The organism is Jatrophihabitans sp., from assembly GCF_036389215.1.
Classification (GTDB): Bacteria; Actinomycetota; Actinomycetes; order Mycobacteriales; family Jatrophihabitantaceae; genus Jatrophihabitans_A.
In genome coordinates this window covers 1-12700 of the sequence record NZ_DASVQG010000357.1, presented here as the reverse complement: position 1 = coordinate 12700, position 12700 = coordinate 1, and the positions used below count along the sequence as shown (strand labels likewise).

14 protein-coding genes are annotated in these 12700 nt (G+C 71.4%); 10 read left to right on the top strand and 4 right to left on the bottom strand.

The genetic code is table 11. The annotated features are described in order from the left end of the window. From VF542_RS20675 to VF542_RS20665, 3 genes are all read left to right on the top strand, one after another. The coding region (locus tag VF542_RS20675) for a GAF and ANTAR domain-containing protein (protein WP_408653586.1) at positions 1 to 391 on the top strand (391 nt) is incomplete at its 5' end. Positions 392 to 587: 196 nt separating this feature from the next. Then, positions 588 to 1424 carry an aminoglycoside 3'-phosphotransferase gene (locus tag VF542_RS20670; protein WP_408653585.1) on the top strand — a complete coding sequence of 279 codons (837 nt, stop codon included), beginning with the start codon at positions 588 to 590 and terminating at the stop codon, positions 1422 to 1424. A gap of 98 nt (positions 1425 to 1522) precedes the next feature. Next, the gene (locus VF542_RS20665; RefSeq protein ID WP_408653584.1) at positions 1523 to 1990 is read left to right on the top strand and encodes a hypothetical protein; all 468 of its coding nucleotides are present in this window, start codon (positions 1523 to 1525) and stop codon (positions 1988 to 1990) included. On the opposite strand, the gene VF542_RS20660 is transcribed toward VF542_RS20665, so the two are convergent. Continuing rightward, entirely contained in the window at positions 1971 to 2798 is an 828-nt protein-coding gene (locus VF542_RS20660; protein ID WP_408653583.1) for a UbiA family prenyltransferase, read from the bottom strand. The two genes, VF542_RS20665 and VF542_RS20660, sit on opposite strands and share 20 nt — an antisense overlap. 50 nt (positions 2799 to 2848) lie before the next feature. Here VF542_RS20660 and VF542_RS20655 point away from each other — a divergent pair, with 50 nt between their 5' ends. The 4 genes from VF542_RS20655 (at position 2849) to VF542_RS20640 (ending at position 6269) form a co-directional block, all read left to right on the top strand. Continuing rightward, positions 2849 to 3919, top strand: a complete 1071-nt coding sequence (locus VF542_RS20655; RefSeq protein WP_408653582.1) for a type III polyketide synthase — start codon at positions 2849 to 2851, stop codon at positions 3917 to 3919. Beyond that, positions 3916 to 4440 carry an isoprenylcysteine carboxyl methyltransferase family protein gene (locus tag VF542_RS20650; RefSeq protein WP_408653581.1) on the top strand — a complete coding sequence of 175 codons (525 nt, stop codon included), beginning with the start codon at positions 3916 to 3918 and terminating at the stop codon, positions 4438 to 4440. The genes VF542_RS20655 and VF542_RS20650 overlap by 4 nt, the downstream gene beginning before the upstream one ends. Continuing rightward, positions 4437 to 5453: an NAD(P)/FAD-dependent oxidoreductase gene (locus VF542_RS20645; RefSeq protein WP_408653580.1), complete on the top strand. Its 1017-nt coding sequence runs from the start codon at positions 4437 to 4439 to the stop codon at positions 5451 to 5453. The genes VF542_RS20650 and VF542_RS20645 overlap by 4 nt, the downstream gene beginning before the upstream one ends. A gap of 246 nt (positions 5454 to 5699) precedes the next feature. Continuing rightward, positions 5700 to 6269, top strand: coding sequence for a hemerythrin domain-containing protein (locus VF542_RS20640; protein ID WP_408653579.1), 570 nt, complete (start codon positions 5700 to 5702; stop codon positions 6267 to 6269). Between the two features lie 29 nt (positions 6270 to 6298). Here VF542_RS20640 and VF542_RS20635 read toward each other — a convergent pair whose 3' ends face one another. Then, positions 6299 to 6523, bottom strand: coding sequence for a hypothetical protein (locus VF542_RS20635; protein ID WP_408653578.1), 225 nt, complete (start codon positions 6521 to 6523; stop codon positions 6299 to 6301). A 344-nt stretch (positions 6524 to 6867) separates the two neighbouring features. Between VF542_RS20635 and VF542_RS20630 the strand changes: the two genes are divergently transcribed. Next, positions 6868 to 7665: an SDR family oxidoreductase gene (locus VF542_RS20630; RefSeq protein ID WP_408653577.1), complete on the top strand. Its 798-nt coding sequence runs from the start codon at positions 6868 to 6870 to the stop codon at positions 7663 to 7665. 34 nt (positions 7666 to 7699) lie between these two features. Here the strand turns inward: VF542_RS20630 and VF542_RS20625 are convergent, their stop codons facing one another. Beyond that, entirely contained in the window at positions 7700 to 8218 is a 519-nt protein-coding gene (locus tag VF542_RS20625; RefSeq protein WP_408653576.1) for a DUF1360 domain-containing protein, read from the bottom strand. Between the two features lie 51 nt (positions 8219 to 8269). Further along, positions 8270 to 8638 (bottom strand): hypothetical protein, encoded by a 369-nt coding sequence (locus VF542_RS20620; RefSeq protein ID WP_408653575.1) that lies wholly within the window; start codon positions 8636 to 8638, stop codon positions 8270 to 8272. Between the two features lie 315 nt (positions 8639 to 8953). Here VF542_RS20620 and VF542_RS20615 point away from each other — a divergent pair, with 315 nt between their 5' ends. Further along, entirely contained in the window at positions 8954 to 12400 is a 3447-nt protein-coding gene (locus tag VF542_RS20615) for a bifunctional diguanylate cyclase/phosphodiesterase (RefSeq protein ID WP_408653574.1), read from the top strand. A gap of 198 nt (positions 12401 to 12598) precedes the next feature. After that, positions 12599 to 12700: NAD-dependent epimerase/dehydratase family protein (locus VF542_RS20610; protein WP_408653587.1), on the top strand; the 102-nt coding region annotated here is incomplete at its 3' end.

Genomic DNA, 12700 nt, shown 5'->3' with positions numbered 1-12700 from the left:
TCCGATCCGCTCGGCCCTGGCTTACTGCCTGGTCCTGGACAACACGGTGCTCGGTGCGATGCTGCTGTTCTCCACCGAGCCCGGCTTCTTCACCGAGACGATCTGCCGGTTCGCCGATGTGTATGCCGATCACGCCGCGATCGCCATGGCCAGAGTGAGCGATCACGAGCGGGCTGAGAACCTCGAGACCGCGTTGCAGAGCAATCGCGAGATCGGCATGGCGGTCGGCATCCTGATGGTCCGCTACGGGCTCACCGATCAGGCGGCTTTCGACCTGCTTCGGGTCACCTCCCAGCACGAACACCGCAAGCTTCGTGAGATCGCGGCTGAGACGGTCTACAGCGGTGAACTCCCGCAGCATCCGGAGCGGGCCGTCCTGCGGTTGGCCTGAGCGGCGGGTGGTGTCTCGGCCGCCTGCCGGCCGGCACCAGACATATCGAGCACGATTTGATCGCAGACGGCAGGTAGCTGCCGCGGCCGGGGGCTGCGATGGGCGTGCTCGGGCTGCGTTGGGTGCTCGGCTGCCACGGGCGTGCCCGGGTTGCGATGGGCGTGCCCGGCCGGCGGTGCCGGGCGATACTCATCCGGTGAGCGATCGATGTCCTCCGGCTTCCGCGGCCGCGGCGGGTGAGTTCGCCGGCTCCACGGCCGAGCCGGCCCTGCCGCCGGTCGTGGCAGCCGTGACGGCGACAGGCACGCCGGTGCGGCTGGCGTGGATCAACGAGGTCGGTGGGCGGACCTTCGAGGTCGCCGATGACGCCGGCCGGTACTTCCTCAAGTGGACGCCGGCAGGCAGCGGAGTGGACCTCGGCCGCGAGGTAGTCAGATTGCGGTGGGCCGCCCGGTTCACGCCGGTGCCCGCCGTGCTCGACCAGGGCACCGACGCTGCCGGGTCGTGGATCGCCACCGCCGCGTTGCCTGGCGAGAACGCCGTCGCCGATCGGTGGCTCGCCGACCCGGCACCCGCGGTGGCGGCGATCGGAGCCGGGCTGCGGGCGCTGCACGAGGCACTGCCGGTGTCCGGCTGTCCCTTCTCCTGGTCCGCCGAGGACCGGATCGCCGATGCCCGGCTCCGGGCCGGGCAGCTGGATCCGGCGTCATGGCATTCGGAGCATCGGGGGTTGGGTGTCGAGCAGGCGCTGGCCGCGCTGCGCCGGCCCCCGCAGGTGGACCGGCTGGTGGTCTGCCACGGCGACTCCTGCGCGCCCAACACGCTGCTCAGTGCGGAGGGTGCCTGGACCGGCCACGTGGACCTCGGCAGTCTGGGAGTCGCCGACCGGTGGGCCGATCTGGCGGTCGCGACCTGGAGCACCGAGTGGAACTACGGCCCGGGCTGGTCGCAGGACCTGCTGGCGGCCTACGGCATCGAGGCCGATCCGGTCCGGATGCGGTTCTACCGGCTGCTCTGGGACCTGGGGCCGTGACCCGAGCGAGGATCCGGCACGGGCCGGCGTAGGAACCGCTCTCAGCTCGCGAGTGACTGCGGATTGCGCATTCGAACAATTATTCGAATAATTGGACGATGTCTCCCCGGGTCGTCGTGCGGCTGGTGGGTGAGCTGGCGGACCTGCATGCCTGGGGACGCAGCGCGGGAAGCTGGTGGGGCCTGGTGTCCTGGCGCAGCTACGGCTGCTTCCCCGACGGCGTCAACGGTTACCTGCACACCTCGGCCTGGGTGCCGGCGCGGTTGCTGGACCCCTCCAGCGATCCCGCCGCGGTTGCCGAGTACCGGACGGTGCAGCGCTTCGACCTGCCCGAGGACCGGTCTGCCTGGCCGCGGCCTGCCGCCACCGCCGGCCGCCGCTGGCGGCACTGCGGACCGCTGGAAGCGCCGCCGCCACCCCCTCCGGAGTTGACGCCGCTGGTCGGCGGGACCGGCCTGCCGGCGGCGCGGCAGGCCGGTTCGGCGGCGGTGCGGCAGGCCGGTTCGGCGGCGGCGCGGCAGCCGCAGTCCGGCGCCGGTGCGGCAGCTAACCCAGACCGTGATTGACCGCCAGGATCATGACGTCGACCGCGGCCGCGACCATGGTCGCCAGGAACGCGCCGCGACCTCGCGGGTGCCGGTGCGCCGAGCGCAGCGCCACCACCGCCAGCGCCAGCACGGCAGCGGTCCCGATCGCGGTCGGCACCGGATTGGCGAAGCCGGTCCGCACGTCGATGATCGCGGCGGCGGCCAGCAGCGCCCCGGACGCGGCGAGCACCGAGCCCCTGGTGCCCAGCCGCTGCGGCAGGCCCAGCACCCCGGTGGCCAGATCCTCGGGCAGGTCCGGCAACACGTTGCCGAAGTGCGCGGCCACCCCGACCAGGCCGGCGGCCAGCATCGTCCAGGCCGGCGCCAGCTCCGGCCCGGGGTTCGCGGCGGTCGCGAGCGCCGGCAGCGCCCCGAAGGCGACGAAGTAGGCCAGCGCCGACCAGGGGGTTGCCTTCAGGCCGAGGTTGTAGGCCCAGCCGCCGGCGACCGTGACGGCGTGCAGGGCGGCCGCCCGCCAGCCCAGCGCCAGCGACAGCAGCACCGCCAGTACCAGCGCGACCCCGAGTGCCAGCCTTACCTGGCGGTCCAGGCCGGGCGAGACCGCGAGCGGCTTGTCGGTCCGGCCCGCCGCTCGATCGCGCTGGGCGTCGACCAGGTCGTTCGACCAGCCGATCGTCAGCTGGCCGGCCAGCACCGCCGCGGCCCCGAGCAGGCACACCGAAAACGGCTTGCCGGCCACCGCGAACAGCGCGGCTGACAAAGCCGTGACCGCCACGCACGGGATCGGATGGCTGGTGCGGAGAAGAACCGCGAGGCGGACCGGCACGGGCTGAGCATAGGCGGCGGCAGCCGCCGCAACCGCCCTAAGCTGAGCTGATGACCACCATCGCCGGCGTCCGGGGCGTGCTGCCCGAACACCGCTACTGCCAGCAGGACATCACCGACGCGATCGCGGACTGGTGCCTGTCCTCCGATAGTGAGCGGGCGCTGCTGCGCCGGTTCCACCAGAACGCCCAGGTCCGGACCCGGCACACCGCGGTACCGCTGGAGCGCTACCGGGACCTGGTGGACTTCGGGTCGTCCAACGACGTGTTCATCGAGCAGGGCACCGTGCTCGGGGCCCGCGCGGTCACCGAGGCACTGGCCGCGGCGGGGCTCGCCGCCGACGACGTCGACCTGATCCTGTTCACCACCGTCACCGGCGTGGTTGCGCCGTCCCTGGACGCGCTGATCGCGCCGGTCGTGGGGCTGCGCCCGGACGTCAAACGGGTCCCGGTGTTCGGCCTGGGCTGCGTCGCCGGCGCCGCCGGCATCGCCCGGGTGCACGACTACCTGAAATCGCATCCCGACGAGGTGGCCGTCCTGCTCTCGGTGGAGCTGTGCTCGCTGACCATGCAGCCGCAGGACCGCTCAGCCGCCAACATGGTGGCCACCGGGCTGTTCGGCGATGGCGCGGCGGCGGTGGTGCTGGTCGGCTCGCGGCGTGCCGAGCAGCTGGGCATCGACCGGCGGATGCCCGAGGTGCTGGACTCGCGTTCACATCTGTACCCGCACACCGAACGGATCATGGGCTGGGATGTCGGGGCGGCCGGCTTCAAGATCGTGCTGGACGCCGAGGTTCCGGTGCTGGTCGAGAAGTACCTTGCCGGCGACGTGTCGCTGCTGCTGGATGCCCACCACCTCGACAGCAGCGAGATAGCCGGCTGGGTCTGCCATCCCGGTGGCCCGAGGGTGATCGAGGCGATCCAACGCACGCTGGGCCTGGAACACGGCGAACTGGAGCTGACCTGGCGCTCGCTGGCCGCGATCGGCAACCTGTCCTCGTCCTCGGTGCTGCACGTGCTGGCCGACACCGTCGCCCAGCGCAGCTTCGAGCCGGGCAGTCCCGGGGTGCTGATGGCGATGGGCCCCGGCTTCTGCTCGGAGCTGGTACTGCTGCGATGGTGAGCTCGGCCACCGCCTACACCGTGCTCGTCGGGCTGGTGGCCCTGGAACGGCTGGCCGAGCTGGTGGTCTCCAACCGCAACCTGCGCTGGAGCCGGGGTCGCGGTGGGGTGGAGATCGGGGCCGGGCACTACCCGGCGATGGTGACGCTGCACAGCGCGCTGCTGCTCGGTTGCCTGGCGGAGGTGTGGCTGCTGGACCGGCCGTTCATGCCGGCGCTGGGCTGGCCGATGCTGGTCCTGGTGCTCGCGGCCCAGGCCCTGCGGTGGTGGTGCATCAGCACCCTGGGGCCGCAGTGGAACACCCGGATCGTCGTGGTGCCCGGTGCCGGCCGGGTCCGCTCGGGCCCCTACCGCTACCTGGCGCACCCGAACTATGTCGCGGTGGTCCTCGAAGGGCTCGCCCTGCCACTGGTGCACACCGCCTGGCTGACCGCGGTGATCTTCTCGGTGCTGAACGCGGGGTTGCTGCGGGTCCGGATCCGCAGCGAGTCCGGCGCGCTGACGATGCTCGGCCGCGCGTGATCGACGTCCTGGTCGCCGGCGGCGGCCCGGTCGGCCTCGCGACAGCCCTCTACGCCGACCGGGCCGGCCTGGAGGTCGCCGTCCAGGACCCGCGGCCGGCGCCGATCGACAAGGCCTGTGGCGAAGGCCTGATGCCTGCGGCGCTGCAGGCGCTGGCCGAGTTGGGTATCGAGCCGCCCGGCCGGCCGTTGCGGGGGGTGCGCTACGTCGACGGGACGCACTCGGCGCAGGCGCTGTTCCCGGCTGCCGCCGGTCGCGGCGTTCGGCGGACCGCACTGCAGGGCTGCCTTCGCGACGCGGTCGCCGCCCGCGGCATCACGGTGCACCAGGCGTCACTGACCGAGTTGCGCCAGGACGAGTCCGGCGTGCGGGCCGCCGGGCTGGGGGCCCGGTACCTGGTCGGCGCCGACGGCCTGCACTCGACCGTGCGCAGGCTGACCGGCCTGGCGCTTCCCGGCCGGTCACCGGTGCGCTGGGGACTGCGCCGGCACTACCGGATCGAGCCGTGGTCGGACCTGGTCGAGGTGCACTGGTGCCCGACGGCGGAGGCCTACCTGACTCCAGTCGCACGCGATCTGATCGGGCTCGCCATTCTGAGCGGGCAGCGGGCATCCTTCGAGGACCAGCTGGCCTGCTTTCCGGCGTTGAGCCAACGGCTTTCGACGGCAGCCGGCTCCCGGGTGCTCGGTGCCGGCCCGCTGCGGCAGCGGACCCGGGCGCGGGTGGCCGGCCGGGTGCTGCTGGTGGGCGATGCCGCCGGATACGTCGACGCGCTGACCGGTGAGGGCATCACGGTGGGCCTGGCGGCGGCGCGGCTGCTCGTGGATTGCCTGGCGGCCGGCCGGCCGCAGGACTACGAGCGGCTCTGGTCACGCAGTTCCCGCCGCTACCGGATGCTCACCGGCGGGCTGCTCTGGGTGGCCGGCCGGCCGGTACTGCGGCGTGGCATCGTCCGCACGGCCGCGGCCGCACCCAAGGTCTTCGAGCAGGTGGTCGGCCAGCTCGCCCGCTGATCTTCGCGTAGAACTCTGACGCTTCGCCGGCCAGTGCCGGGCCGCCGGTTCTGGTGATAGGTTTTTTCAAGGCTGAAAGCCCAGCCGGTCCGGATAGTGACTCCAGACGCCTGGGCAACGACGACAAACCCGCTGCCGGCTGAGACGAGCCGCCCTCGCAGGGCGCCGGAACTCGCCGCGTCGCATCCGGATCAGTCGGTAAGCCATCGATTAGTCCGAGCAGGACAGTCCGAAGGAGTTCCAGAGATGGACGAGCAACGCGATGTGATCGAGATCCTGACCCACGACCACCGAGAGGTGGAGCAGATGTTCGCGGAGTTGACCGCCCTGCGCGGCGCCTCGGACGAGCAGTCCCGCTCCAGGCGCAAGGACGTCGCCGAGCAGGTCACCATCGAACTCGTGCGGCACGCCGTCGCCGAGGAGGCCGCAGTCTACCCGAAGGTCAAGGAGAAGGTCAGCGAGGCTGAGGCCGAGCGGGCCAAGCGCGAGCACGCCGAGGCCGAGGCGACCATGAAGCGGCTGGAGAAGCTCAGTCCCGAGGACGCCGGCTTCGACGCCGAGCTGCAGACACTGATGATCGAGATCCGGGAGCATGTCGCCGAGGAGGAGGGCGAGATGTTCCCGCAGATGCGCTCGATCTTCAGCCAGGAGGAGCTGGTCAAGATGGGCCAGCAGGTCGAGGCGGTGAAGAAGATGGCGCCGACCCGGCCACATCCCAGCGCGCCGGACCAGCCACCTGGTGACCTGGTGGTGGGGCCGATCGCCGGGCTGTTCGACCGGCTGCGCGACGCCGTGACCCATCGCGGCACTGGCTAGCTGCCAGCGCGGACGGGGCCGAGCGGGGGCTAGTGCGAGTCCGGCTCGCCCAGCCCCTGCTCGGGCTGGTCCTGCTCCTGGCTCGGCTGGTCCTGTTCGGAGCCGTCCCCGGCCTGGTCCGGTCCCCGGCCGGCTCCGGGATGCAGGCCCGGCTGGGGCTCCTGGGCCGGATCCGTGCCGGGACGGCCGCGCTCGGGGGTTTCCCCGTCCTGGCCGAGGACTTCCTCACTGACGTTCTCCAGAAATTCCGACATCTGTCTCTCCCGCTCGTCGCTCCGCTTGGCATTCTCTCCGGCTTGGCAAATCTTTCCGGCTTCGCAATCTCTCCGGCTTCGCAATCTCTCCGGCTTCGCAACCTTCCCGGCTTCGCAATCTCTCCGGCTTCGCAATCTCTCCGGCTTCGCTATCTCTCCGGCTTCGCAACCTCTCCGGCTTCGCATGCGAGATCCCTTCCTATCACCGATCCCGGCATCGCCCCAGCCGTGGTCGCCCAGCCGTGGTCGCCCAGCCGTGGTCGCCCAGTCGTGGTCGCCCAGTCGTGGTCGCCCAGTCGCCGGCCGCGCGAGCCGGCTCACCAACCTCTGAAAGGACCACCGACATGGCATTCACCCCGCGGACGGCAATCGTGACCGCCTCGGACTCCGGCATCGGCAAGGCAACGGCGGTTGCCCTGGCACGGGCCGGCATGGACATCGGCATCACCTGGCATGCCGACTCAGCCGGCGCCGAGCAGACCGCCGAGGAGGTGCGGGCGCTCGGCCGGCGTGCGGTCGTGGCCCAGCTGGACACCACCGACCTGCCCGGCTGTGGAGACGTCATCGACAAGGTGGCCGATGAACTGGGCGGGCTGGACGTCTTCGTCAACAACGCCGGCACCGGCGACAACGCCCCGCTGCTGGAGATGCAGTACGAGCAGTGGCGCCACACCGTGGCGACCGACCTCGATGGCGCTTTCGTCTGCCTGCAGCGAGCGGCGCGGCGGATGGTCGAGGCGGGCCAGGGCGGCCGGCTGATCGCGGTGACCAGCGTGCACGAGCACCAGCCTCGGGTCGGCTCCAGCGCCTACGACGCTGCCAAGCACGGCCTCGGTGGCTTGATGAAGACCATCGCGCTCGAGCTGGGCAGCCACGGCATCACCGCCAATTCGGTGGCACCCGGTGAGATCGCCACCCCGATGACCGGCCAGGAGGATCAGGACCCGCACTCCGTGCACCGTCCCGGCGTGCCGCTGGGGCGTCCCGGCGATGCCCGCGAGATCGCCGCGGTGATCGCCTTCCTGGCCTCACCAGAGGCCGGCTACGTGACCGGCGCGTCCTGGGCCGTCGACGGCGGCATGCTGCAGATGGGCCCACAGGCCGGTTCGCACCTCACCAGTGACGACTGGCGGCAGGGCTGAGGAACTCAGGGGCAAGGAGTGAGCGCCCGGACGCTCACTCCTTGCCCTGCACGGCGCTGTAGCCGAACTGGAGGAAGTCGGAGACCGCGACGCTGGCAAACGTAGCCGCCACCAGCCGGGCAGCGCGCGGGGCGAAGACCAGGCCGGCGGCGAATCCGGTGGCGACCCACTGGGCCAGGCAGAACGGGCAGGTCAACAGCTCACCGACCGCATGGCGCACGTGCGAGTCGGTGCGGACCTCCTCGTGCAGTTCGGCCGGGCCCTGCAGGCCGCCATAGGTCGTGAAGGGAGCCCGGATGGGGCTTACCACGGCGTCCTTGGTGATGGTCCGGGTCACCCGGTGGGTGGCGATCCCGAGCAGTGCGACATCCCACGGGGTGATCTGCTGCGGCGCCCGGAAGCCCAGGCGGCGTCCGAGCAGCGTCACGCCGGTCACCGCGCTGGCGTAGACGCCCATCGCGGCGAGGTAGCCGCCGAGTGGGCGGTCGTTGCCGTTGCGGTAGGTCTCGGCCTCGCGCTGGGCCCAGTGCTTGATGGTGGTGGCATTGGTCATGGCCGTACTCCCGAAGATGTGCGCTGGTGCGGGCGCCCGTGGGTGCGAGCGTCAGGAATCGCGGCTGACCAGCTTGTTGAAACGGCTCGTTTCGCCGTCGGAGGTCTTCTCCTGGTAGACGAAGGCCAGGCCTCGGTCGTCGAAGACCTTGAAGAACTCGTCCCAGTCGGCATCCTCGAGCCGGTCCTCGGAGGCGTCGAACTCGATCCGCAGCACACCGCCGCCCTGGCCGGAGTCCTCGGTTCCCGCCACCGTCGCCGGCCGGCCGCCCCGAGCCTCGGCCCAGGCCCGGATCACGCCGTGGTCGGTGGTGGTGTAGCTGGCGGCGGTGGTCTGGCTCTTGGTGTTGCGGCTGACCTCGTCCACCGCGTCCGCTTCCTGTGCTGCCGGGGATGCGTGGCCGTCCTGCTTGTCGGTCATGACGGGTGTTCCTTTCGGGTCTCGGCGTTCGGAAGGTTTCAGGCGGCCCGATAGGGCCGAAGCAGGTGTTCGAACCGGAGGGCGGCAGCTGGCAGGACAGTCGCTGGCGAGTCACACCGGCGGGCCTGTGGGCCGCGGATCGGCTCGTGCTTGAGCCGTGAATCCAACTTAGCATCCGCCCGCCGGGGTGCCAGGCTGCCGGCGGCTGGAATGCGGCGGGCCAAGGCGATCACGCTCAGTGATCAAGATGGTTAAGTGCGAACGTGTTTGGTCGATGTGTGGTTTTGTACCGATGGCAACAGAAAGGAAAAAGCTGTGCGATCAGGTCCGCCCCGGCAACCGGCCGGCAAGGCGCCGATGCCGTGGTTGGCAGGGCTGGCGATGGCATTGGCCGTCCTGGCGCTGAGCGTGTTCGCTGCCCGGTTGCTGCGCCATCCGGCACTGGCGACCGGCGCCTGGTGGCCCGCGGCCGGGCTGTCGCTGGCGGTGCTGGCGCGCTCGCCCCGGCGCTGGTGGCCGCACCTGCTCGCCGGCGTGGCCTTCAGCAGCGGGCTGGGCAGGCTCCTGGTCGGCAACTCCGTGTGGGCCAGTGCGTGCTACGCGGCGGCCAGCGTGCTCGAATGCGCGATCGCGGCCCGGTTCCTCGCCGGTGGCGTGGCACACCGGGCCCGGCCGCTGTCCAGCGTTGCCGATGGCATCAGGCTGATCACCGGTGCGGCGCTCGGCGTCAGCGCCGCGGCGTCGGTGGTCGCTCTGCGCTACCTGGGCGAGGACGTCCCGTGGGTCGCCGGCACCTGCGGCTACGTCCTCAGCCACGGCCTCGGCATGGTGATGCTCACCCCGCTGTTGCTGGTGCCCACCGGCTCGGCGGTCCTGGACGAGTTCGGGCACGGCCGGCGCAATACCGAATGGCTGGTGCAACTGGCCCTGGTGACCGGTGCGGCATGGTGGATCTTCCTGCCGGTGCACACCGCCGGCCAGGCCTTCCTGGTGCTGCCCCCGCTGCTGTGGGGCGCGGCCAGGCTGGGCGCGTTGCGGGCGATGATCTCCGTCGTGATGGCCGCGGTGCTGGCCACCATCGGCACGCTCGGCGGGCACGGCGCGCTGGCCTCGATCAGCGACCCGCAACACCGGCAGTGGGTGCTGCAGACGCTGCTGGCGGTGATCTGCCTGGCGACCCTGATGCTGGTCCTGAGCGGCCAGGCCCGCGACGGCGCGCTGGCTGCCGCGGCCGAGCGCGAGGAGGCGCTGGCCGAGGCGCAGCGGCTGGCCACCCTCGGCTCCTGGACCTGGGACCTGGGCTCGACGGAGATGGTGTGGTCCGGCGAGATGTACCGGATCTTCGGGGTGCGCCGGGGCGTCTTCCGGCCCAGCCTGCAGAACTGGGCCTCGCTGGTGCAGCCGTCGGACCGGGCCCGGCTGATGGCCGCGGTGCGCACCGCGCTGGCCGAGCACCAGCCGTACGAGCTGGAATTCGCGATCAGCCCTCCAGGGCAGCCGGTACGCGTGGTACATGGCCGGGGTCGGGTGCACCTCGATGAGAACGGCAGCCCGGTCCGGATGAGCGGCACCGCGCACGACGTCACCGAAGCCCGCCGCTCGGCGCGTGAGCTGGCGACGGCGCGCGACCTCTACCGCGGGGTGCTGACCGCCGCCAGCGGCCTGTCGATCATCGGTACCGACCCACTCGGGCAGATCACGGTGTTCAACACCGGCGCGCAGAAGATGCTCGGCTACACCGAGGAGCAGATGCTCGGCAACAGCCCGGTCGTGCTGCACGACCCGCAAGAGCTCCGGCGCCGGGCCGCCGAGCTGGGTGTCGAGGCCGACTTCCGGCTGTTCGTCCGGGGCGCTGACTCCGAACACCCCGAGACCCGGCAGTGGACCTACCTGACCAGCACCGGACAGCGGTTGCAGGTGGAGCTGACGGTCACGGCGATGACGGCACCCGACGGCTCGCTGTGCGGCTACATCGGAGTGGCCAACGACGTCACCAGCCAGCGGCAGGCCGAGCTCGCACTGCGCGAGAGCGAGCAGCGGTTCCGGCTCGCCTTCGACGCGGCGTCGGTGGGAATGTGCATGGTCTCGCTGGACCCGGCCTCGACCGGCCAGCTGATGAGAGCCAACCAGGCGATGTGCAACTTCACCGGCTACACCGAGGAGGAACTGCTGGCGCTGGACGTGGTGCGGCTGTCGATCCCGGAGGACGCCAAGGCCACCAGGGCGGCGCTGGCCGCCATGGCGCGCGGCGACATCACCCAGATCCGCCGGGAGACGCTCTACCGGCACGCCGACGGCAGCCACCTGTGGGGACTGCTCTCCTCCTCCACGGTGATCCCCGCGGACGGCAGCCCGCCGTATGCCATCTCGTTGGTGGAGGACATCACCGCACGCAAGCGGGCCGAGGCGGCGCTGACCCATCAGGCGCTGCACGACGGCCTGACGGGCCTGGCCAACCGCAGCCTGCTGCTGGACCGGCTGGAACATGCGCTGCTGTCCCATAACAGCTCCGCCGAGCAGGTGGGGGTGGTCTACCTCGATCTCGACGGGTTCAAGCAGGTCAATGACGGGGCCGGCCACGCCGCGGGCGATGAATTGCTGGTCCAGGTCGCCGGCCGGCTGCGCAGCTCGGTCCGTCCAGGCGACACCGTCGGCCGGTTGGGCGGTGACGAGTTCGCGATCCTCTGCACCGGCCTGGGCGACGGCAAGGTCCTGAGCTCGGTCGCCGACCGGGTGCTCAAGGCACTGCGCCAACCGTTCCTGCTGCCCTCGGGAACCTTCACCATCAGCGCCAGCATCGGCCTGGCCGTCGCCGAGGGCCGCGCCACCGGCGAGCAGTTGCTGGCCATCGCCGACACCGCGATGTACACCGCGAAGCGGGCCGGGCGCGACCGGGTGACGGTCACCGATCCCCAGCAGCAGGCGCGGGCTGATCGCAGCAACCGGCTGCGCCCGCAACTGGAAACGGCATTGAGCGCCGATGAGCTGGTGATGTACGGCCAGCCGGTCCTGGACCTGCACTCGGGGCAGGTGGTCGCGGTGGAAACCCTGCTGCGCTGGAACCATCCCCGCCGCGGCGTGCTGGGACCGGCGGAATTCCTCGACGTGGCCGAGACCAGCGCGCTGATGATCCCGATCGGCCGGCGCGCGCTGCACGAGTCCTGTCGGATGGCTGCCAGCTGGGCAGACCAGCTCGCGGGCCGGGCGCCGGACGTGCATGTCAACATCTCCGGCCGGCAGCTGGAGACCGGCAACCTCACCCAGGACGTGCTCACCGCGCTGGCCGAGTACGGCGTGCCGGCCGACCGGCTGGTGCTCGAGCTCACCGAGACCCACATGCCGCTGATCGCCGACTCGCTGCGCAAGGATCTCAGCCGGTTGCGCGACCTGGGCATCCGAATCGCCATCGACGACCTGGGGACCGGCTACAGCAGCCTCACCCGCATCACCGAGCTCCCGGTGGACATGCTCAAGATCGACCTGCGGTTCATCGCGGGCCTGGGCACCGACCCCGGCTGCACCGCGGTGGTGGCCGCCATCCTGGAGATCGGCAAGACCCTGGGGCTGGCCGTGGTCGCCGAAGGCGTCGAGACCGCCGCCCAGGCCAGGTTGCTGGCGCAGTACGGCTGCCAGACGGTGCAGGGCTACCTCTACAGCCGGGCGCGTCCGGAGGCTGATCTGGCCTTCTACCTCGCCGGCGTCGCGGCCGGCCGGCCCGGCCGCATCCGGCGCGGCCCGCTGGTCCTGCAGGCACCCGCCTGAGAGCAACGTTGCCTGGCGCGAGCACTGCGCTCTAGGCTGACGCCGGGTTGCCGCGGCAACCTCCAGCAGGCGCACCCGCCCCGGAAGCAGCCCGGCCGGTGCCTGGCTGGTGGCGGGGGAGCGGGCAGTGACGATACGCCAATGTCCAGTAATGGCAGGGCTTTCCGGGCTAGGACCTCCGGGGCTGGACCGGCACCGATGAGGGCCTTCGGCCATGCGGTGGTCACCGGCGGCGCCGGCTTCCTCGGCTCGCACCTGTGTCAGGAGCTGATCGCGGCCGGCACTGAGGTGACCTGCCTG

Coding starts and splice junctions, on each gene's coding strand:
- VF542_RS20665 (WP_408653584.1), top strand. CDS start 1,523: ATGTCTCCCCGGGTCGTCGTGCGGCTGGTGGGTGAGCTGGCGGACCTG.
- VF542_RS20625 (WP_408653576.1), bottom strand. CDS start 8,218: ATGACCAATGCCACCACCATCAAGCACTGGGCCCAGCGCGAGGCCGAG.
- VF542_RS20630 (WP_408653577.1), top strand. CDS start 6,868: ATGGCATTCACCCCGCGGACGGCAATCGTGACCGCCTCGGACTCCGGC.
- VF542_RS20640 (WP_408653579.1), top strand. CDS start 5,700: ATGGACGAGCAACGCGATGTGATCGAGATCCTGACCCACGACCACCGA.
- VF542_RS20620 (WP_408653575.1), bottom strand. CDS start 8,638: ATGACCGACAAGCAGGACGGCCACGCATCCCCGGCAGCACAGGAAGCG.
- VF542_RS20635 (WP_408653578.1), bottom strand. CDS start 6,523: ATGTCGGAATTTCTGGAGAACGTCAGTGAGGAAGTCCTCGGCCAGGAC.
- VF542_RS20655 (WP_408653582.1), top strand. CDS start 2,849: ATGACCACCATCGCCGGCGTCCGGGGCGTGCTGCCCGAACACCGCTAC.